General features: G+C 42.7%; 19 protein-coding genes. 10 read left to right on the top strand and 9 right to left on the bottom strand.

Going from position 1 to position 22,567, the window contains the following annotated elements; translation table 11 throughout:
- Positions 1–69 precede the first annotated feature (69 nt).
- Complete coding sequence (locus H6G05_RS02355) at positions 70–699, top strand: Crp/Fnr family transcriptional regulator (RefSeq protein WP_190575981.1); 630 nt, start codon at positions 70–72, stop codon at positions 697–699.
- Positions 700–921: 222 nt separating this feature from the next.
- Here H6G05_RS02355 and H6G05_RS02350 read toward each other — a convergent pair whose 3' ends face one another.
- A complete protein-coding gene (locus tag H6G05_RS02350; protein ID WP_190575979.1) occupies positions 922–2,928 on the bottom strand; it encodes a LysR family transcriptional regulator in 2,007 nt (668 codons plus the stop codon).
- Positions 2,929–3,180: 252 nt separating this feature from the next.
- Here H6G05_RS02350 and H6G05_RS02345 point away from each other — a divergent pair, with 252 nt between their 5' ends.
- The 9 genes from H6G05_RS02345 (at position 3,181) to H6G05_RS02305 (ending at position 12,468) form a co-directional block, all read left to right on the top strand.
- Positions 3,181–4,956 (top strand): fumarate reductase/succinate dehydrogenase flavoprotein subunit, encoded by a 1,776-nt coding sequence (locus H6G05_RS02345; RefSeq protein WP_242025189.1) that lies wholly within the window; start codon positions 3,181–3,183, stop codon positions 4,954–4,956.
- Positions 4,957–5,041: 85 nt separating this feature from the next.
- Complete coding sequence (locus tag H6G05_RS02340) at positions 5,042–5,269, top strand: 4Fe-4S dicluster domain-containing protein (protein WP_036011745.1); 228 nt, start codon at positions 5,042–5,044, stop codon at positions 5,267–5,269.
- Positions 5,270–5,283: 14 nt separating this feature from the next.
- Positions 5,284–6,246 (top strand): HEAT repeat domain-containing protein, encoded by a 963-nt coding sequence (locus H6G05_RS02335; RefSeq protein ID WP_190575978.1) that lies wholly within the window; start codon positions 5,284–5,286, stop codon positions 6,244–6,246.
- Positions 6,239–7,348, top strand: coding sequence for an Mrp/NBP35 family ATP-binding protein (locus H6G05_RS02330; protein ID WP_190575976.1), 1,110 nt, complete (start codon positions 6,239–6,241; stop codon positions 7,346–7,348). The genes H6G05_RS02335 and H6G05_RS02330 overlap by 8 nt, the downstream gene beginning before the upstream one ends.
- A 300-nt stretch (positions 7,349–7,648) precedes the next feature.
- Positions 7,649–8,671 carry a YeiH family protein gene (locus H6G05_RS02325; protein WP_242025188.1) on the top strand — a complete coding sequence of 341 codons (1,023 nt, stop codon included), beginning with the start codon at positions 7,649–7,651 and terminating at the stop codon, positions 8,669–8,671.
- Positions 8,672–8,722: 51 nt separating this feature from the next.
- Complete coding sequence (locus H6G05_RS02320; protein WP_190575974.1) at positions 8,723–9,445, top strand: sulfite exporter TauE/SafE family protein; 723 nt, start codon at positions 8,723–8,725, stop codon at positions 9,443–9,445.
- Between the two features lie 156 nt (positions 9,446–9,601).
- Complete coding sequence (locus H6G05_RS02315; protein ID WP_190575972.1) at positions 9,602–10,378, top strand: WecB/TagA/CpsF family glycosyltransferase; 777 nt, start codon at positions 9,602–9,604, stop codon at positions 10,376–10,378.
- A gap of 221 nt (positions 10,379–10,599) precedes the next feature.
- Positions 10,600–12,063 carry a sugar transferase gene (locus H6G05_RS02310; protein WP_190575971.1) on the top strand — a complete coding sequence of 488 codons (1,464 nt, stop codon included), beginning with the start codon at positions 10,600–10,602 and terminating at the stop codon, positions 12,061–12,063.
- Between the two features lie 144 nt (positions 12,064–12,207).
- The gene (locus H6G05_RS02305) at positions 12,208–12,468 is read left to right on the top strand and encodes a hypothetical protein (protein WP_190575969.1); all 261 of its coding nucleotides are present in this window, start codon (positions 12,208–12,210) and stop codon (positions 12,466–12,468) included.
- A gap of 40 nt (positions 12,469–12,508) precedes the next feature.
- Here H6G05_RS02305 and H6G05_RS02300 read toward each other — a convergent pair whose 3' ends face one another.
- The 8 genes from H6G05_RS02300 to H6G05_RS02265 all read right to left on the bottom strand — a co-directional run bounded on the left by H6G05_RS02300 (position 12,509) and on the right by H6G05_RS02265 (position 22,311).
- Positions 12,509–13,513 carry a pentapeptide repeat-containing protein gene (locus H6G05_RS02300; protein ID WP_190575967.1) on the bottom strand — a complete coding sequence of 335 codons (1,005 nt, stop codon included), beginning with the start codon at positions 13,511–13,513 and terminating at the stop codon, positions 12,509–12,511.
- 277 nt (positions 13,514–13,790) lie between these two features.
- On the bottom strand, positions 13,791–14,174 hold the full coding sequence (locus tag H6G05_RS02295; RefSeq protein WP_190575965.1) for a response regulator: 384 nt from the start codon (positions 14,172–14,174) through the stop codon (positions 13,791–13,793).
- 151 nt (positions 14,175–14,325) lie between these two features.
- Complete coding sequence (locus tag H6G05_RS02290) at positions 14,326–14,697, bottom strand: response regulator (protein WP_190575964.1); 372 nt, start codon at positions 14,695–14,697, stop codon at positions 14,326–14,328.
- Between the two features lie 5 nt (positions 14,698–14,702).
- Positions 14,703–17,150, bottom strand: a complete 2,448-nt coding sequence (locus tag H6G05_RS02285) for an ATP-binding protein (protein ID WP_190575963.1) — start codon at positions 17,148–17,150, stop codon at positions 14,703–14,705.
- 18 nt (positions 17,151–17,168) lie between these two features.
- On the bottom strand, positions 17,169–17,663 hold the full coding sequence (locus H6G05_RS02280) for a response regulator (RefSeq protein WP_190575962.1): 495 nt from the start codon (positions 17,661–17,663) through the stop codon (positions 17,169–17,171).
- The gene (locus H6G05_RS02275; RefSeq protein ID WP_190575961.1) at positions 17,660–19,966 is read right to left on the bottom strand and encodes an ATP-binding protein; all 2,307 of its coding nucleotides are present in this window, start codon (positions 19,964–19,966) and stop codon (positions 17,660–17,662) included. Before H6G05_RS02275 ends, H6G05_RS02280 begins: the two co-directional genes overlap by 4 nt.
- Positions 19,963–20,364, bottom strand: a complete 402-nt coding sequence (locus H6G05_RS02270; protein ID WP_190575960.1) for a response regulator — start codon at positions 20,362–20,364, stop codon at positions 19,963–19,965. The genes H6G05_RS02275 and H6G05_RS02270 overlap by 4 nt, the downstream gene beginning before the upstream one ends.
- A 78-nt stretch (positions 20,365–20,442) precedes the next feature.
- Complete coding sequence (locus H6G05_RS02265; RefSeq protein ID WP_190575958.1) at positions 20,443–22,311, bottom strand: response regulator; 1,869 nt, start codon at positions 22,309–22,311, stop codon at positions 20,443–20,445.
- Positions 22,312–22,567 lie beyond the last annotated feature (256 nt).

Here is a 22,567-nt window from a genome sequence, read left to right as displayed (position 1 = left end):
AGTCCTAGATTGGACTAAAAGACTTCTTGAGCTTATACCCCCACAGGTCTATTTGTACCTTACGATTTTATGGCATATACGTTTTCAAGCTTTGATCTTAATTACACAAATTCTATAACCGATTGGCGGCGATCGCTCGAAGAAATTTATCGTGGTCACACCATGCACACTTACAAGAGGGGACAAATTATTCCCATGTATCCTCATGAAGTTTGGGTGGTTTGTCGTGGTGTTGTGCAACTAAATACCTTGCATCCATCAGGTGATGAAGTTTTGGTTGGCTTAGCAATGCAAGCTATGCCCTTTGGCTTACCATTAACTAATCTAGAACCTTATCAAGCGATTTCATTATCAGATGTTGATTTGATACAGTTTACCTTGATTGAGCTAGAACAATCGCCGCAACTTTATCATGGCATTTTGCAACATCTCAATCGTCGTCTTCAGCAAACGGAAGCTATGCTAGCGCTAGTTAGTAACAAACGGGTAGAAGAGCGTCTCCGCCAAATCCTACTTCTGCTCAAGCAGGAAGTTGGCATTCCTGTTGATGGTGGAACTCGCCTGACTGTACGTTTTACGCACCAGCACCTTGCTAGTGCCATTAGCAGCACCCGTGTCACAGTCACTAGAGCCATGAAGTTATTACAAGATGAAGGATGGTTAAAAGTCGATCGCGATCGCTATATCGTTCTTACATAAAAACAGGGGAGCAAAGTGTCTGTTTTTCATTTCTTGATAACAACAAGAGCAGTATATTCAATTATACCAAAACACAAAATGGCTATACCATTTTATGTTTTTAAAACCCTTACTGGGTTTGGCTTTTAATTCACAAAAGTGTGACAACAGTTTCGAGAATTGGTATTACAGACTTAAAATAGTAAGGAAATGATAGCGCGAAGCTCTGTCATTTCCTTACTATCAAGAGTGGTAGGTTTGCTTAAGAAATTCTGGCTGAATCCAGCGATCAAGATTAATTTTGGTGAGGTTTTCGTTATTAGGAATCTTGCTCAAGTGGTCAATGTGTAGTTTCAGCCAGTCGGGACGAATTACAGTTTCCGAAAAGAAACGAGCCGTTTGTTCGGGCTGGTAAGAACCATTGAGGATCTCGGTTACTAAATCTAGGTCTAAACGAGTCCATTGGGCAACCTGAGCAGGAGCCGAAGGCGTATTGTCATACCAATATTGGGCAGCCTTAAGGGATTGTAAATAGGCAATCACCACTTCAGGATAGCGATCGGCAAGGTCATGATTAACAACAACACCATAAAAGGATGGCAGAATATCGAGATTGCCATCAGCGAGATAGCGAAATTTTCCACAACGGCAAGCGACATCATGGAAAGGTGCGAAATGAGCATAGCTATCGGCTAAATGCAGGGGAAAGTTAAAGCCCCGAATCGCTTGGATATGCTCAAGGGAGATGAGTTCCACCTGATCCAGTAGGTTTGCCGCTTGGAGCGATCTCATCACCATGCCATGTGCCGAAGACCGTAATGGCACAGCAATATTTTGCCCCCGCAAATCGGCGATTGTTTCTACTTTTGATTGATGTGGCACGATGAAGGCATTGCCAGAACCATCGGGATTACTAGACACAAAGCTGACTAAACGAGTGTTGTACTGCGCTGTCTCAGGATTTGGCAAAGCACTCAGTAGTAATGGATAGTCCCCCAAAATGCCAATATTCAATGTTCCAGAATCTAGCCCCGTCACAATTGGTGAACCCGTCGCAAAATTTTGCCATTCAATCTGAAACTGGATGCCACTGTAGCGACCATCTTTGGGTAAAAAATGAGACAGCAACTGCAAACGCTGAATAATTAATCCTGCCGTCACCGAGGGAATTGTGCCATTTTGAATACCAATCGAGAGGGTGAGCGTTTCAGGTCGATTGCTATTAGCGGTACGTAGTGCAAAACTAGGTGATCGCATTTGCATCGCATTATTAACATTAGTATTGACATCTACTTGTTGATGTTGATGTTCTTGAAGTAATTTTACTAATTTTTGTGTAGGTGTGAGATCTACAGTCCCCCGTGACAATTTAGGTAATTTATGATCATTTAAGTCATTAATCTCGTTAATTCCCTTAGGAGTTAGCAAAAAGATACTGCCTGACAAAGCAAATTCTTGCAAAGAAATCGCGACCAAATTTCCCGCTTGACATTCCAACTGAAATTCCAAATTAGAAGCAAAGCCCAAATATGCTCCTTGAGTCATATAGGTTCGCATGAGGCTTGATGTGTCTACGGTTTCCACATTAGAAAAATCGCTAAGAGATAGCCCAATTTCTGTCAAGCGTGATTCCAAAACCTTACGGCTAGGGGCTTCAGAATTCATTAACACCCAAGGATGATGCTTTAAATCGCTAAGGCTAAGCCACTTTTTGTGGGCGAGGGGGTGATGAGCAGACACAAACAGCGAGTAGCGGATCGATGCAATTGAGATCGAAGAAATTTCGGCAACATCGGCAAAATTAATATCGGAGAAGCCAATATCAATCTCATTATTAATGATGCTCCGATATAACAACTCGACAGAATCAAAAATATTACATTGAATTTGTAAATTTGGATACTTTTGTCGGTACGCAAATAGTTTTGTTGGCAGCCATCCATTACCTATTTCTGAAGTACAACCAATTTTAATTATTCCAGATTTACCCTTTTTTATATGCTCAATTTCCTGCAATAAATCGTTTTCTAGATCGATTAGTTTAGGACCATTTTCAAGAAGGAATTCTCCCACATCTGTAAGCTGGATTTTGCGCCCCAGTCGATGAAATAATGGAGTACCCAACTCCATTTCTAGAGATTTGATTTTAGCGCTAACTGCTGGTTGCGTAAGGTTTAAAACATCAGATGCCTCCGTAAAACTTAAATGCCGAGCCACTTCAAGAAATACACGGATTTGATAAACTTCCATGGTAGTTACAACAAAAGTAGGATGATCTATCTGTAATGATTTTACCTAATGGTACATTCTATTGATTCAATGAATTTATCAGTCTATAAAATACCTCGATAAACTAACCCTGAAATCCATTGCATAATGAAGTCAAGAAATGCAACACAAACTGTATTGTTGCATTTCTGAAAGGGATTAAATAGATCTCAATGAACATAGTTCTCTAAAATTCGCTTGCAGTCATTTTGTCTGTATTGTTAGCAACATTTTATGAACAAATATTCAAGTGATTTTTCCCATGATTCAGGTTCGACTTTCTTTAGAAACGAGGAGGATTTCAAATTGAATACTCAATGGCTCAAGACAGATGTTTTGGTGATTGGTGGTGGTACAGCAGGAACGATGGCAGCCATCAAAGCCAAACAAGCCAATCCAGATGGCGATGTTCTGGTGCTAGAGAAAGCCAATATTCGTCGTAGCGGCGCGATCGCCATGGGTATGGATGGTGTTAATACGGCAGTTATCCCCGGAAATTCCACTCCAGAGCAATACGTCCGTGAAATCACGATCGCCAATGATGGCATTCTCAACCAAAATGCTGTCTATCAGACTGGTAAACTCGGCTTTTCGGTGATTCAAGAACTTGAGCAATGGGGCGTAAAGTTTCAAAAGGATACGCAGGGAGATTACGACCTCAAACAGGTACACCGAGTTGGTAAATATGTATTGCCAATGCCAGAGGGTAAGGATCTCAAAACGATTTTGGCGCGTCAGGTCAAACGCCATAAGGCAAGAGTGACCAATCGGGTCATGGCAACCCGTGTATTGGTTAAAGATGGTCGAGCGATCGGGGCAATTGGTTTTGATGTTCGCAATGGTGATTTTGTAGTCATCCAAGCTAAAGCTGTGATTCTCTGCACAGGAGCCTGTGGCAGATTGGGTCTACCTGCCTCTGGTTATCTCTATGGAACCTACGAAAACCCAACCAATGCAGGTGATGGCTACTCGATGGCATACCATGCAGGTGCAGAACTGAGTAACATTGAGTGCTTTCAAATCAATCCTTTAATGAAGGATTACAATGGACCCGCCTGTGCCTATGTTGCTAGTCCCTTTGGTGGTTACACTGCCAACGCAGAAGGCAACCGCTTCATTAGCTGTGACTATTGGAGTGGACAAATGATGCTAGAGGTTTGGAAAGAATTGAACTCTGGCAAAGGTCCAATTCAGCTTAAAATGACGCACTTGGACGAGAATACGATCGCGGAAATCGAATCAATTCTCTGGGCAAATGAACGTCCTAGCCGTGGTAGATTCCACCAAGGGCGCGGCGAGAACTATCGCACCAAGGGCGTGGAAATGAACATTTCCGAAATTGGTCTCTGTAGTGGTCACAGCGCATCGGGCGTATGGGTCAATGAGAAAGCTGAAACCTCCATTAAAGGGCTGTATGCTGCTGGTGACATGGCAAGTGTTCCCCATAACTACATGATTGGAGCCTTTGTCTTTGGGCGCATCGCTGGTGAGAACGCCGTGGAATATGTCCAAGGTTTAGAACATCTCGATCCCGATCCTGAATTTGTAGCAAATGAGAAAGCCCGCATCTATGCGCCACTCGATCGCCCTAATGGTATTCCCCATACTCAAGTTGAGTACAAGTTGCGCCGCTTGGTCAATGACTATCTCCAGCCCCCCAAGTCGGCTAACCGCATGGAAATTGGCTTGAGCAACTTCGTGAATTACCACTCTAGCCTCGATCAAATGGGCGCACAAGATCCCCACGAACTGATGCGTTGCATGGAGGTTCACTTCATTCGCGATTGTGCAGAAATGGCTGCGAGAGCGTCACTCTTTCGCAAAGAAAGCCGCTGGGGTCTGTATCACTATCGCGTCGATTATCCTGAAAAGAATAATGAAGAATGGTTCTGCCATGTGCATCTCAAAAAGGATGAATCTGATCAGATGGTGCTATTCAAGCGTCCGATTGAGCCTTACATTGTAGATGTGAATGTTGAAACAGAAGTTTATGATGTGGCTGTGCGTTAATTAAAATCATAATTAAAATTACATCTCAGCCTTATCCACAAAGGTTTGTTCACAATATGCAAAGTTTGGAGTATCAGAAATCATTATGGCTTTAACCACTCAACGAGTTGACGTACCTGTAATCGTCGATGAGTCTAAATGCTTGGAAAAGTGTGTGGCTTGTATTGAAGTTTGCCCCCTTGATGTATTGGCGAAAAACCCTGAAACGGGTAAAGCCTATATGAAATACGATGAGTGTTGGTTTTGTCTTCCTTGCGAAAAGGAATGTCCAACCAATGCGATCACCGTCCAAATTCCATTCTTATTACGCTAAGGGAGGCACGCATCATGGATAGTGAAATGGATCAATGGTTAGAAATGTTGCGATCGCCGAATGTGGATGATCGCCTCGTAGCAGTTAAAAGCTTACAACATATCGGTGATGAAGAAATCTTCGCGCCGTTACTTGAAGCCGTCAAGGATGAAAGCCCCCTCGTCCAAAAGTTGGCAGTTACCACCTTATGGGAACTCGCTAACCCTGCGGCAGTACCAGCACTAGTCGAATGTCTTGCCTCACCAGTAGAAGATATTCGCGAAGAAGCAAGATCTGCTTTAGGAGAATTGGTTGCGCCCGATCATCTGTTGCTATTGCTAGATGCACTATTGCGCGATGACATCAATCTTCAACTGAATATTCTGTTTCTATTGCGGAAGATTCATGATGCTCAGTGCTTACCCTATGTGATGCCATTCTTTGACTCAACCTTGCCAGAATTACGGGAAGCAGCCATCACCACCCTCAGATACTTAAATCAGGTGGAGCGCTGTGAGCCTGCCCTCGCGTTGATGTCCGATCCTGAAGCAACAGTCCGTCGGGCGGCGGCTCTAACCCTTGGGCATTTAGCGGATGCCGAAGTTGTACCCATTCTCTGCAAAGCTGTTACCGATGATCCAGATTGGGAAGTACGCCGCAATGTGGCAAAGTCTCTAACTACCCATGCTCATCCCGATGCGATCGCCGCTTTGGAAAAGTCCGCCGAAGATCAGCATTGGCAAGTCCGCAAGTTTAGCCTCCAAGCTTTACAAAAAATCGCCGCCGAGCGCACCTTGCCTCTATTTATCAAAGCTCTAACCGATGAATATTCAGATGTGCGCCGTGAAGGTGTAATTGCGTTGCGGATTTTAAATAATCCTGTGGCGCTTACACCTTTACAGCAAGCCCTTGATGACCCTGATCGCGATGTGTGTATCTTTGCCCAACGCGCCATTCAAAGCATCCAAGATAGCATTCAAGAGACTTCCAATGCCTAACCATGCTTCCCCCTTCCAAAGAGCAGAACACCCTGTACCAACACCGACCGATCCTCAAGTTGAGGTCAAGGAGCTAGCGGTAAAATCTCTGCTCAAAACGGTAATCGAGCCAATTCTGAACATGGATATTGTCAGTTTGGGCATGGTGCGAAATCTGCGAATTGTTGATGACTATGTGTACCTGCGCCTCTATGTGGGTAAACATCAATTTGCTCTCAAAGCTCAAATCATGGAGCTTTTGTCATCCTCTCTAGATTGGTGCAAAAAGTCCTATGTGGAGGTTTGCACGATCGCAGGAGTTCGTACCACGATCGCCGTGTCCAGTGGTAAGGGTGGCGTAGGCAAATCGACAACAGCCGTAAATTTAGCCGCCGCTTTGCGATCGCAAGGTAACAAGGTGGGTTTACTAGATGCTGATGTCTATGGACCCAATGTGCCGCAGATGCTAGGACTAGCTCAAGAGGATGTAAAGGTGATGGACACACCTACAGGTCAACGCTTTATCCCTCTTGAAGCGCATGGGATTAAGGTAATGTCAGTAGGGTTACTTGCCGCGCCCGATCATCCCCTTGCATGGCGGGGACCAGTACTCCATAAGATCATCACCCAATTCATTCAAGAAGTGGAATGGGGAGACTTGGACTATCTCTTGATTGATTTGCCCCCTGGCACGGGTGATGCTCAAATTACGATTGTGCAAGAGAGTCCGATCTGTGGCGTGATTTTGGTCACGACTCCGCAGCAAGTCGCTGTTGCTGATGTCCGTCGCAGCATTCACATGTTCCGTCGGGTGGGCATTCCCGTTCTCGGTATTATCGAGAATATGAGTTACCTACTCTGTGGACATTGTGGAACACCAAATCCAATTTTTGGCAGTGGTGGTGGTCAACAACTTGCTGATGAACTACAAGCACCCTTATTAGGACAGGTTCCCATTGATGCAAAAATCTGCACAGGTGGCGATATCGGCACTCCGCTTACTCTTAGCGATCCTCATTCGGCAGTTGCAGAGGTGTTTACCAAAATTGCGATCGCACTTGACAATAGTTTTGCAGAAAGTAAGCCCATCGAACACCTTCTTGAAATTGTTCAGTTTTCCTAAGTTATATTTGTCATTACCTCTAGCTTCTTTCATTTTGTCCATAGAAAAAAGTCAAGCCAAATCAACACCTTAAAATATGCAAATTTTTCCGATCCTGTTGGAGACGGACTAGGAGTGAAGGCTTTTATAACTGAATTAGGAATTACGCAAAATCATCTTAACAACCTTATGGCAATTTAAGAGCAATTCATAAATTGCTCTTAAATTGATTGATCTAATTGAAATATTTAAGATTTTTTGATTGCTGGAATGGAACTGACATATTCCATTCCAGCAATAGCATCAATATTTTAGAGAAAAATGATGAATACATCTTCACCTTCTCAAGTTTGGAAATGGTTATCTCAACATATCTATGGACTTTACCTAACAATCGCTTTAGCGGGAATAGCCTATTTATTGCGAAATCTACCAATATTTGCTCTGTTTAGTCCATTGATTATCGCGATTATGCTTGGCATTCTATTCCGCAACATCATCGGAATGCCAGCTTATTGCCAAGTGGGCGTAACCTTCTCCATGAAGCGGATTTTGCGATTTGCAATTATTCTCTTAGGAATGCAACTCAGCTTTGTGCAGGTCTTGGCAATCGGAGTCAAAGGAATTGGATTGATTATATTTACATTATTTAGCACCTTTGGCTTTACCTACTGGCTAGGAAAACAATTAGGAGTTAGCAAGAACTTAACCTATTTGATCGCATCAGGGACTTCCATTTGTGGAGCTTCTGCCGTGGTTGCCACTAGTAGCGCTACTCATAGTTCCGATCGCGATACCACCTATGCCGTAGCAATCGTCACCATATTTGGAACTCTGTCAATGTTCCTCTATCCATTATTACCAACTTTGCTCAGTCTGACCCCTGAAACCTTTGGTATTTGGTGTGGAGCTTCAATACATGAGGTGGCGCAGGTCTTGGCGGCAGGTTACCAAGTCAGTCCAATTAGTGGTGAACTAGCGAGTATTACTAAATTATCACGAGTATTGTGGTTAGCACCTGTCATTCTTGGCATTAGTTATCTATATTCCCAGAGTAAGCAAAACTATAATCATCTATCACCAACTGCGATCGCAATTCCTTGGTTTATTTTTTATTTCATTCTATTGATTATCCTCAATAGCCTAAATATTTTCCCAGCTGAGCTTAAAAATGCGATCGAGCAAATCAATAAGTTCTTATTGACAATCTCAATGGCAGCAATGGGTTTAGAAACAAAGTTACAACAGCTTCGTGAAACTGGACTTAAACCTTTATATTTAGGTGCAGGTTCTTGGTTGTTTATCTCTATATTTAGCTATGGATTAGTCAAGATATTTTATTAAATGATAAGAATGAGCGATGCTTATTCTTACCTATTGCAGAATAGTGAATTCATGACATCACCAACCCTGACAGTTTTGACAGCTTTTATTCTTTTTGCTTGTACATTTGTCCGTTCTGCTGTGGGGTTTGGCGATGCTTTACTTGCTATGCCATTGCTGGGACTAATTATGAGCCTCCAGACTGCTTCTCCAGTCGTTGCTTTTATGGGATTCATGATTAGTCTCACGATCCTGATCAGTGATCCTAAATCCGTTGACTTTAAATCAGCTTGGAGGTTGATTATTGCGACGATTATCGGCGTTCCCTTTGGACTATTACTTCTCAATTATGCTCCTGAACGATTAGTTAAAGTAATTCTTGGGTTGCTGCTAATCCTTTATGGGATGGGTAACCTTGTTACGCCAAGAATGCCTCGCCTCCAGAATGAAAAATATGCGTTTATCTTTGGATTTATCGCAGGTATTCTCGGAGGTGCATACAACACTAATGGTCCCCCAATAGCCATTTATGGAACTTTGCGCCGTTGGCGACCTGACTATTTTCGAGCAACGATGCAATGCTATTTTCTATTTTCAGGGGTTGCCACAATTGCAGGGCATGGTATCGTCGGGCTATGGACTCCCACAGTTTGGAATTTATTTTTATGGTCTTTACCAAGTATTTTTTTAGGAGTTTACATTGGTGGCAAAGTAAATCGATGGATTCCACAGCCAATGTTTAATCAAATTATTTTTAGCTTGTTAGTTGTTGTGGGGTTTCTATTTTTGTTATAAGTATCGGGGCATAATTAAAAAACTACAGCTAAAACCCAAGGAGCGAGTGGCGGCAAGAAGTGCCGCCACTCGCTCCTTGGGTTTTATGTCCTAAACAAAACTTATTTTGCTACACGTTACAAATTTAGGCTTGCAACCAATTACATTCATTCACCTATGAGCCAGCGTATATCGATTATTGATGTGGGAATTGACACGACCAGTTATGCCGATACTTGCGATCGCATTGCACTTCTTGCTCAGCAAAATAAATCTGGTTATATCGTGGCGGCTAACGTCCATGTGGTAATGACAGCTTACTGGAACCAGTCCTATCGCCAAGTATTGGCTAATGCGGAAATCGTCACTCCTGACGGAATGCCCCTTGTATGGGGTTTGCGATCGCTAGGTGCTAAAGATCAACAGCGAGTTTATGGGCCAGATCTGATGCTGGCGATGTGCGATCGCGCAGCACAGGAAAATATTCCTATTTATTTATTTGGCGCAACGGTTGAAACACTTAACAAATTAGAGCAGAACTTAAAATCACGCTTTCCAGATTTGGCGATCGCAGGTAAACACGCGCCACCATATTTTGAGATTAATGCTTCTGATTTTGAATCACAATTAGATGAAGATATGCAACTTATTGCAAAATCGGGGGCAAAAGTTGTATTCATTGCGCTTGGTTGCCCTAAACAGGAACTTTGGATGAGCCAAGCCCAAAATCGATTGTCAGCTGTGATGATTGGGGTTGGTGCAGCCTTTGATTTTCATAGTGGCAAGGTTTCACAATCTCCACGTTGGATGATGGCGATCGGCTTGGAGTGGTTGTATCGCTTTAGCCAAGAGCCGATGCGTTTATGGCAGCGTTATTTGATCAATAATCCCTGTTTTGTAATTTTGTTTTGCCTCCAACACTTACGCCGAATTTTTCAAGCCTCCAAAAGATGAATGGCGGCGCGAAGCGCCGCCATTCATCTTTTGGGTTCTTGGATTTTGTCTTAATATGCAAGGGGTGAGAGTAGGGGCAATTCATGAATTGCCCCTACTCTCACCCCTTGCGTAATTTCTGTAGATGTCTTAACTAATTCCGAGTTTGGGCAAGATAAATTAACTGAGACTTAATAAGAAAAATTTGTGATGCACAATCAGGTTAAGAACAGAAGAGGGATATGAGAGTGAGTAGCGATCGCCAACCAACTAAGAAGCAACCCGATAAGCATGTCAAAAAACATGACATTCGGGCTGGCAATCAGATCAAATGGTCTATGGTCGAGTTCAATTGGTTTCGATCGCTATTACTAATTGCTAGCGATATCTTAGGTTTAGGTATAGCTTGGAGAGTATCTTGGAACCTTAATCAAGGCTTTTCACCTTTGCCGCCAGAACTTAATTGGGGAGAATTTGCAGGATTAACAGGATTATTTTGGGCTTTTGCGGCGGCGATCGTCACGGGATTTGCTTATCACAACTTCTATCGGGGTGAGTCCCAATGGCGTAACTATGTAAAACAAGCGCAAGTTATTAGCGGCGTTTACATGGCTTCCTTGGTGATCAGTTATTTTCACGACCCTACAGTGGATGCCCCGCGATCGCTGTTTTTCCCAGCTTGGATTGGTAGTGTGATCATGATTATCGGATTACGATTGCTCTTGACTTTGATTTTTGATCAGTTTCCGATCGCCAGAATTCACACGCCTGTATTTATCATTGCTCCAAGCGATCGCCTATCTTACCTAGCCAACATTATCGAAAAAAGAACAGGCTACAAAGTGGTTGGGGTGCTTACATCTTCCCTCGCTAATACCTCACACTCCATGCAATGCATTATTAATTCTGGAGCAAAAGAAGTAATTGCAGAAGGATTGCCCGAAACTCAACTAGCTTCTCAATTGTATTGGCAACTTCGCAACGCAGGAATAGGGCTAAGGTTAATTCCATCCAGCTTAATGCTGCTCCATCGGCGTGGTACTCCAGAGATTTTTGCATCAATGCCGATGATTCGGATTGAGTCGTCACTGCTGGCAAATTGGGAATATATCTTTAAGCGCTGCTTGGATATGGTGTCTGCTTTTATCGGTTTGATTGTCCTATCGCCTGTATTTATGGGGATAGCGATCGCCATTAAAACTAGTTCCAAAGGGAGTGTATTTTATACTCAAGATCGAGTGGGACTGCATGGACAATCATTCCGTATGTGGAAATTTCGCAGCATGTTTATGGATGCTGATCGCCGACAAACTGAATTAGAGCATCTCAATAAAAGTTCCGATGGTGTCATGTTCAAAATCGAACGCGATCCACGCATTATTCCAATTGGTCATTTTTTGCGTTGTACTAGTCTTGATGAGCTTCCACAACTATTTAATGTTTTACTTGGACAAATGAGTCTTGTTGGTCCTAGACCTTTGCCCGTGCGCGATGTGGCGAGATTTACCAATTGGCATCATACGCGCCATCTAGTTATGCCAGGGATTACGGGGTTGTGGCAAATTTCGGGGCGATCGGATTTAGACACTATTGATGATGTGGCAAAGTTAGATCTTTTTTATATAGATCGCTGGTCATTAAACTTCGATTTAGAAATATTGATTGAAACTCTACGTTTAATTTTATTTGGCAAGGGTGCATATTAAACCCCAAGGGGCGTGAAAAGTTCGCTCTGTAAACTTTTCACGCCATACATTTTTACATAGTGTTGCAAAAAACATAAATTTTTAGACTTACATGACTATAATGCTAGGGTAAATCAACTTAAACTCTTTACAGAGTTAGTGAAAATGAGCGAAGAACAAAAATCTGGAATTGGTGGATTTGTAAGTGGCTTACAGCAAAAGGCTGGGGAAGTAGCTGAAGGCCTCAAGGACAAGGTTGAAGGCGCTATTGGTGAAGAAAATGCCAAAAAGGTTTCCGATGTGCTGAATACAGATGTCGGTGCAATGGCTAAAGATTCTGCTGGTAAGGCAGTTGATGCTCTAGAAAGTTTGACTGGGCGTGACATTGACGGCGATGGCGATGTTGCTGGCAAACCAAAGGATTAATCACTAATAAAGGCGATGGTGCGAAGCACCATCGCCTTTATTAATGATTATGTACAGAACCATCGGGCATAATTGTTCCGAATAGATTTGCTTCAGACAAACTCACTCCATTAAGATTAGCCAGTCTCAAATTTGCTTTGACTAAATTAGTGCCAATCAAAAAAGCAGCATCTAATTTCGCTGAAATGAGTTGCGCTCCTGTGAGAATTGCTCCATTCAAATTAGCATTACTTAAAATTGCATCACTTAAAATTGCATCTTCTAAGTTACTATCACTCAAGTCAGCATTACTTAAAATCGCATTACTCAAAATCGCATTTTTGAGATTAGTGTGACTTAAATTCGTGTTACTTAGATTGGCATTGCTGATAATTGCATCACATAAATTGGCATAACTTAAATTAGCTTGATTAATAGCAGCATTACTCAAGTCGCATTCTTGCAAATTAGCATTACTTAAATTTGCAGCACATAGTTTTGAGTCTGATAGGTTGGTATTACTGAGATCGGCAAATTCTAGATTTGCATTGGTCAAATCACTACGACGAAGATCGGCATTGGTCAGATTGACATTACTTAAAATTGCATTACTTAAGTTTGTCTCACTTAAACTAGCGTTACTCAAGTCACTTTCATCTAAGTCTGCACCACTCAAGTTTGCGCCATTAAAATAGGCTCTAGTCAAATCGGCTCCTTGAAGATTTGCCAGACTTAGGTCACATCTTTGCAAAGAGGCTTCTCGTAGATGAGCCTTACTCAAATAGGCTCCATTTACCTCTGCATCTTTGAGATTTGCCTTATACAAATCAGCTTCTCGCAAATTTGCTTTTACTAGATCAGATCCACTCAGATTTGCACCTAATAAGTTAGCGTTACTTAGATTTGCCCAACGCAAATTTACTCCACTCAAATTTGCTTCGCGGAGATTGGCTCGTCTCAAGTTAGTACCACTCAGATTAGGAATAATCTCAGAATTTTCTAATCGCCATCTATTCCAACTGGCTACTCCTTGTTTGAGTATTGCAAGATGTTCTGAGTTTCCCATAATTCCTCCCTTGTACGCCAGTTCTCTTTATACCAATTCACGAAAGTGTTGCCACACTTTTGTGAATTGAAAACCAAATCCAGTAAGGGTTTTAAAAACACAAAATGGCGTAGCCTTTTTGTGTTTTGGTATTAAAGGATGTAGCGGTTATCTAGAGGGTTATGCTCCCATTAATCAGTACTTGGCGAAACAAGAAAAAATCAGTAATTAAAGTGTAACTATCGTCAGTCTGGTAATCATAATGAGAGGTGGCGCAGAGCGTCATCTCTCATTATGATTACCAATCCAAAATACGTTTAATTTGAGGAACAATTTGAACAGGATTGAAGGGTTTAGCGATCGCGCCTTTGACTCCTAACTGAGCAATTTTTTGAGATTCGGTGAGGTCAACGCGACTAGTTAGCAAGACAACGGGAATATCGGCAAATTCAGGATTAGCTTGCAAAGTTTTAAGAAAAGCAAATCCATCCATGTTTGGCATGATCATATCTAGCAAAATTGCATCAGGTCTGATGTTTTCAACGGCGGCTAAACCTTCTTCGCAGCAAGGGACGGCTACTGGTTGCCAGTCACCGAACATTTCTAGACATAGCCCGACGATTTCGCAAATATATTCCTCATCATCTATTAATAAAACTGTTTTTCTAGATATATTTTCCATTGGGGCTTTGAAGCACAATTTGGCTTCTAATGTACAAGTTAAATTGATTGTAGGGAATAAAAGTGAGGATAATCTGAGGGAGATGAGATTTAAGATTTTCTGTGGCGCGGCGTAGCCGCGCCACAGAAAATCTGGCTCTTTATTTCAGCAATTACCACTTTAAAAGCTGGGCAATTTGATCGGCAATTTGGAGTGGCTCAAAGGGTTTGGAGATCGTACCTGCGATATCTAGTTGAGCAAATCTGGCGCGATCGCTTGCTTGGACTTTGGCTGTCAAAAGAATTACAGGAATATTTTGTGTAATGAGATTTTGTTGGAGATGCTGAAAGACAGTAATGCCATCCATTTCAGGCATCATCACATCAAGGAGAATTGCGTCGGGCTTGAGGGATTCGACAATGCTAAGCCCTGCTTTGCCAGAGTTTGCGATTTGGACTTTCCATCCTTTAAAGCTTTCTAAACAAACCGCTATGACTTGAGCCAGATTTGGTTCGTCATCAATCAATAAAATCGATTTGCTCATATTTATTATTTTCTTTGGTGGGGAATTGTGAATGAGAACGTACTTCCTTCTGACAATTTACTTTTAACCCATATTTTGCCTCCATGTTGCTGCACAATACTTTGACAGATGGCTAAACCTAAACCTGTGCCTCCCATCTGTCGAGAATCAGAAGCATCGACTTGGTTAAAACGCCCAAAAATGCTTTCTATATACTTTTCGGGTATGCCCCGACCTCGATCGCTGATATGAAACATAATTTCCTCCGCAAGAGATTCTATTTGGATTTCAACTTGGCTTTGTGGTGGTGAGAACTTAATCGCATTACTTAGTAAATTAACTAGGGTCTGAACAAGGCGATCGCTATCAGCAAAAATTTGAAAGGATTTACACTCAGCTAAGATTTGGATTTGGCTTGCGGTGGCGATCTCTTTCATGGTTTCAACGGCTTGGCGACATAGATCTGCCGTATCGTGCCATTGGCGATCAAGGTTTACTCTATTGGATTCTAAGCGCTCTAAGTCCAAAATATCATTGACCAGACGGACTAACCTCTCAATGTCGTTCGCCGCAATATCGATCATATTCTTAGCAACTTCGGGTTTGTTGGCTAATACACCTGAGGCAAGCAGTCCTAATGCGCCCCGAATTGATGTTAAGGGTGTACGTAGTTCATGGCTAACAATGGAAATAAATTCATCTTTGATGCGCTCAACCTTTAACTTTTCGGTAATATCTTCACCAATGCTCATTGAGCCAATAATTTCCTCATTTTGATTGTGAAGGAGCGTATTGTTCCAAGCGATTATTCTTTCTTCACCTGTTTTGGTGACAATGGAGTTTTGATAATATTTATAGAAGTTATCGGAACTGATGGGTGAGCCGAAAAAAGCCGATTCTACTGCCTCTTGTTCAGTGTGGGGTAAAAAGTAAGAAAACCAATTTTTGCCGATGACTTCTTCTAACTGATAACCTGCGGAATCTAGAAAAAATGGATTCACATATTCCACGATGCCCTCAGAGTTTAGTCCCACCACAATGAGGCGCACATTATCTAATAGGGATTGCCAACGGCGGTTTGCTTCGGTGAGTGCAATTTCATTAATTTTATTGGCGGTAATGTCGGTATATACCATCAGTACGGTGGCAATTTCACCATCAAGATCATATTCAGGAATGTTTTCTACTTGGTAATAGGCAAATCCTGTGGGTGATGGAAATTCAATTTCATACCGTTGATTTTGACCTGTTGCCAATAACTCTTTGAAAACAGCTTCCGCCATATCCACATTTTTTTTGGGCAATCCCAATTCACGGAATGTTTTACCTAAAAAGGCAGACACAGGAACGCCCGATCTCGCTTCAGCAACTGGATTGATATAGAGGTGACGCATTTGGCGATCGAGGCGCAAGATCACGTTAGGAGAATTTTCAACAAGGGCAACAAATTCCTGTTGACGTTTAAAAAGTTCGGCAGTGCGCTCTGTAACCCGATTTTCTAATTCGGTATTGCTGGTTTGGACATCGCGATAGAGTTCTGCTTGTTGGATGGCGATCGCTAACTGTACGGATAATTGCTGAAGTAAGCGAATATCTGACTCTTGCCAAACACGAGGCTCAAAACATTGATAGGTACAGAGCAAACCCCACAGCGGATTACCTTTGTCATTGGGGCGAAGGATCGGTACGATTAGGCTTGCCCTTGTGGGAAAGCTAGCTAGCATTTGCAAATGACATTCACTAAGATTTGCCTGATATACATCAGGAGCCACAAAGACTCTTCCTTGACGATATTCTCCTCCTACATTTTCAGGAAAATATTCATCACTGAGTTGTCGATGCAAACAGGTTTCCCAAGGTGGAAAGACCGACTCAGCTACCACCAAGCCACTGAAATCAGGATTGAACTGATAAACAACGGTGCGATCGGCCTTGAAAAAATTGCGGACTTCCTGCACAATCTCATAGAGAATTTCTTCCAAACCAAGATATTGCCGAATATGTAGCGATATTTTGGCAACTAAAAGTTCCTGATTTTGCGATCGCTTGAGTTGACGGGTAAGCATGATGTGATCGCCCACCTGCCCAACACGGGTACATAGGGATATGGCAGTAACTTCTCCCTTAACCAGATAGTCGGCAGCTCCCAACCGCATTGTTTGGAGGATCTTCTGTTCATCGCCATTATTCCCAGTTAAGACGATCGCCGCTAGCTTTGGTATAAGCTCACCTTCGCCCATTGCAGCTAACAACTCCCAACCCTCACCATCGGGCAGAAAATAATCAATGAGGACAATATCGGGATGTTGCGATCGCCATAAATCTATACCTTCCTCTAGGGTTTCAGCTTCCAAAAAAGTATAGTGGCGAGTATCCGATCGCAGATAGCGAATGTAAGTAGCGCGATCTTCTGCCGAATCATCGACAATCAAAATGCTAATGGCGGAGTCTAAGGGAGATGATGTCGAGATCATAAGATTTCACGCGGGATTTCAGGTGGGGAACTGTCCGTAGCTAGGTAGCACCGCAACTTGAAACCAATGCTGAAACAGGATCTGAATAGTTTGTTGCATAGCGGTAACGCCCATCGGTTTGAGTGTATAGCTGTTGGTTCCGTTCTCGTAACAGGTTTGAATATCGCGTTGACTGCTGGATGTGGTCAAAACGATAATTGGCAGAGTTTGTAAATGGGTAGTTTGCTTTACTTGCTGAATAATGTCTCGACCATCGGTTCCTGGTAAGTTGAGATCGAGCAGCATAGCAACGGGTAAAGGAGCCTTGAGGTTTTGATATTCACCTCGTCGAAATAGATAGTCAAGAACCTCATCACCATTGTCAAATCGTAAAAACCGATAAAGCGATCGCTCTAATGCATCGAGATTTTGGGTAGCTCTCATAAACATATAGAAGTCTTCATCGCTATCTTCAACGATGAGAATGATGGGATGGGTGAGGTCATCCCAAGGAGAGGTTAAGAGATTATTCATTGAAAACTTGAATCACTTGCAGGTAGCGTAAAAGAAACGGTGGTTCCTTGTCCGTAGTTAGATTGTACTTGAATATTACCTTTGTGCCTTTCCACAATCTTTCGGACAATGGTTAGCCCCGCGCCCGTACCACCGCCATATTTGTTAGGTGAATTCAACCGTTTGAAGATTTGAAAGATTGATTCCAAATGCTTCTCGCGAATGCCAATGCCATTATCACGCACGTAGATCGTTACGAAAGGCGATTTCGGCTGCTCCGTAAGCCAGTCAATTTCTACCAATTTTTCAGGATTTTCATTGTATTTAAAGGCATTGGTAATTAAATTAATAAAAATCTCTTCGATTAAAAGGCGATCGCCCATTACCATCGGTAGCGATCGCGGGATTTGAATCTTGCAGTTTTGCCATTGTGGATTCATCGCAAATAGTTCTCTCACATTTTGCAATAAGAGATTGAGATCAAGGGGTTCCATTTGTAAATCCTGACGGCTTAACCGTGAGAATTTCAGCAAAGATTCAATCAATGCTTCCATCCGTGTAGTCAGTTTTACCAATGTATGCAGCTTGTCGGCTCCATCACTCTGAAGAATTTCGCCATAGTCTTCTAACAAAAAAGTGGCATAGTTATGAATTCCGCGCAAAGGTTCCTTTAAATCATGGGAAGCGATGTAGGCAAAAGCATCAAGTTCGCTGTTACTACGCGCCAAATCTGCGTTGATCTTGGCGAGTTCATTGGCTTGTCGCAAGACAATATCAACGATCGCCTGTCGTAGTTCGATCGCGCTGTCTACTTCACAGGACAACCAAGGGTTAGACTTGCCGCTTACGATTTCTTTCCAAGCTGCAAAAGATTGACGCGGAAGGAGACGAATACTACCATCCTCAGCTATTTGGGTCGGTTTATCGCGATCGCCTGCCCAAGTCACAGTTTGCAATTGCTCAGGACGGAACCAAAGAACATAGCGGTGCTGGATTTTGGAAATGGCGATCGCCATTAAGCCACTAGCGATCGTTTGATATTCCAACGCCTCAGCATAGATACTGGGCAAAGCATCGGTAACAAAAAGATCCTGCTCTAAGTGAGCCTCTAGCCAAGTTAGCAAAGATTTCACGGCTAGCTCATCAGGAGTTTCACCAATCAAAATCAGGCGATCGCCATCGCAAATAGCCGCACCTTGAGCAGCCGTAAGACTCAATAACGCTTCGTGATCATGGTCGAGTTCATCCACAAATCCCGTGGCTTTGGTCAAACGTTCTACAAACTGACCTTGAATTGTTTTGAGTTGGAGTTTGTAATCCAGATTTTCGTTAGCTTCTTTATTGGCTAACTCCGTTGACATCAACTGTCCCAAAAATTCACAGATAGTCCGAGTCCCATAGGGAATAAATTTAGGCGTGTAATGGTGACAGGCGATCAATCCCCACAATTTTTTGTTTTGAATTAGAGAAATAGACATTGAAGCTGTCACCCCCATATTTTGCAGATATTCAAGATGGATTGGTGAAACCGATCGCAAGGCACAGTAACTCATGTCAAGGGGAGCTTTTTGAATGGGTGATTCCGTTTCATGACTAACTAAACCTATGGGTTGATAATTTACATCTGGAATTAAGCGCAACCAGTTGAGGGTGTAGAGATGTTTCGCCTGTTTCGGAATGTCTGTGTCAGGATATCGTAGTCCTAGAAAAGCCTCTAGATCAGGCTGTTTAACTTCAGCAATCACAGTTCCATCCCCCTGCTCACTAAAGCGGTAGATCATCACGCGATCAAATCCTGTTATGGCTTGTACTTCCTGTACTACTAGATCGCATAATGCGCTTAAGTCTTTTGCAGTCTGGATTTTGGCAAGATTATGTTTGATTTGGTGATAGAACTGAAAAAAATCACTTCCCGCCGATGGTTCGCAAGGTTCTAATTCTAAGACAATTTCATTTGTGGGGGCGCGATGCACAATGCCATTAAAAACCAGAGGTAAGCGATCGCCCAAATCGTCAAACTCAACTCGTAGAGGATTGGGATATTCAAAATTGTGTTCGAGACAAGCTTGAATTGATTTAATCAGTTCGTCGCCTGCAAATTCTGCTAAGGGGCGATCGAGTAAATCATCGGTCGCTATTCCTAAAACCTCAAGGGCATTGGCGCTCACCTGAGCGATCCGCAAATCTGGCTCGGTAAGTATCATCAATAGTCCGTGGGGCTGAATCAAGCTAGGAATATGAATCGGCTCGCGATCGCAGTTAGTCAGATTAACCGCTTCAGATTCATCGAAATTATGAGCGAGCTGCTGTAAAAATGTATTCATGACCAACCTAATATCTGAGAAATTTTTGAACCAAGGGTGAGTGGATTGAAGGGTTTACTAATTACACCTTGGCATCCAAAATCGATAAATGTCTGATAGTTAAACCTGTTAGTACAGGATGTCAGCGCAACTATAGGGATATATGGGATTAGTCTATCAGCTCTTAATTTTTCCATAAAAGTAAACCCATCCATATCTCGCATCATAATATCTAATAAAATCGCATCGGGTTTCGCCTTAGCGATCGCCGATATCCCTGCTTTACCTGAGATCGCAACTTTTATTTGCCAATTAACAAAATTTTCTAAACATAACTGCACCAACCAGCGACTCATCTCATCATCATCAATTAACAGGATGGTTTTGGTATTAGTAACTGTCTCTATAGGTTGAGCCATAAAGCTACCTCTGACTATAATTCGTTGATCATAAAATATAAAAATGAGGACAATCTGATGTCGCAATCTGATCTTTACCTACAGGCGACTCCGAGCTAAACGACTGAGAATGCGTGTATATACATCACTCTCAGCAATTGGCTTATTCAGATAATCATCAGCACCCGCGATAAATAATTGCCGAATTGTTTCGCGATCGCTCTGAGCCGATAAAAAAACGATTGGTAAATCATGCCAGCGAGAAGACGTTCGCACTGCTTGGCACAAATCAAGCCCACTATAGTAAGGCATGAGAAAATCTAAAATTAACAGATCAGGACAAGTTGACTCTAAAACTTGCCAAAACTGCTTAGAATCCTGCAAAGTCGTCACCTTAACATCATAACGTTTTAGTAGTTGTCGCAAGACTTTGAGCGAATTTGGGTCGTCATCAACAATCATCACCTTGGGGCGACCCATATGCCGTTGAGATAAGACCTGCGACACCGTACTCAGGATTTTTTCTGTAGAAGCAGGTTTCTCAATAAATGAGCAACTGCCCTTACGTGCTGCCATCACGCGATCGCTCAATCCACTCGCAGCAGTCATCATCACCGTCGGAATTTGCGTCTCTCTCTGAGCCAGTTCATCTAAAAAACTCAGCCCGTTCTCACTAGAATCAGGAAACATAATATCTAACAGAATTACATCAGGTACTTCCTTCGCAATTTTCTCTCTAGCAGTTTTCAGATCAACCGCTGCTTGTACCCGCATTCCCCAAGTTCCCGCCTCTAGTTGAATCTCCTGTATAAATCGAACATCATCATCAACGATTAATAATAGAGGTAATGGTGAATAATTGGATAGGAGTATGGTTGGCTCCGCAGCGATTGGTGGTGAAGGATTTAGGGTAACCTCTTCGAGCTTGGTAACCAATTGCTGTAGCAACTCCGCATCAAAGATAGACAAAGAAAAATCTCGATGTAGCATCACTTCAAGCTGACGGGCGATCGCTGATCCTTCAGGAAATCCTAATGAACCCAAAGAGCCAATCAGTCGATGTGCTTGCATATATCCTTCATAACGCAGATCCGAACCCAACTCGTCCTGCGCTAAAGCGATCGCTACCTGTCGGAACATAGCGATCGTTTCTGGCAAACTCGCGATTAATTTCTGAGCCATAACCGCAATCACTTCCTGTATTCGCGCCTTATCGAGTGGCGAAATGTCTTTGTTAATTACAGGTTTGTCAGCTAGAGGACTGATCACCACAGGCTCAGCGTTTGCTTGTACAGGAGCCGATTTGAGCCGATAACCCAATCCATATAAAGTCTCTATGGGATCTGTCTGCAATCCCGCCGCCTTCAACTTCTGGCGTAATCCCTTAATATGCGTAGTTACGGCTTCCTCACTGGGAAACTCTCCCGCCGACCATACCTGATCAATCAAAGCACTACGGCTAAATATCTGTTGTGGATGTCTAAGAAATATTTCTAATAATCCATATTCCTTTTGAGTTAACCGTAAAGGTTGTTGCTTATAAGTAACAGTATTCGTCTTGAGATCCAGCCGCAAGCCCTCCCACCCGAATTCCTGAATGAGTGTATCGCCTTCATGGTAGCGACGTAATAGCGCCCGAATTCTGGCCACCAATTCCTGAAAGTGATAGGGCTTCACCACATAGTCATCGGCTCCTGCTTCTAACCCCATCACGCGATCGCTAGTACTATCCTTAGCCGTCAGTAACAACACAGGAGTGGTATAGCCCTCATTGCGAAGCTTGGCACATAGCCCCAGCCCATTACTATCAGGCACATCGAGAATGATCAAGTCATAGTCGTAGGTTTCCACATATTGCCAAGCCGTTTTTGCATCGGCTACTGCATCAATGGTGTAATGAGATTCTGCCAGTAGTTGCAAGAGTATTGCCGCTGAGTGCAAATCATCTTCAACCAGTAAAATCTTCAAAGTTCTCTCCTATCAAAATGCTAAACGTATTAGAGATCACCCAATCCTTCGCTCCTAAGTTTATCTATTGGCTGTCTCAACATTATCAACAAAGAAAATGAGGAAATAATGAAGATATGATTTGGTTCAGCAAGCGCCGCCACTTTGGTGCTTGCTGGGTTTGTCTTTGGTGGTGTTTTGCGCCAACTTTGCCTACAGTTTTATGTTTCAGCCGAGAGAGTATACTCTAATTGGCAATAGCATGAGCCTATTAAGA

It is taken from the genome of Phormidium tenue FACHB-1050 (genome assembly GCF_014696925.1).
Lineage (GTDB): Bacteria > Cyanobacteriota > Cyanobacteriia > Pseudanabaenales > Pseudanabaenaceae > Pseudanabaena.
The sequence above is the reverse complement of the archived record's forward strand: the minus strand, read 5'-3'. Positions and strand labels throughout refer to the sequence as shown.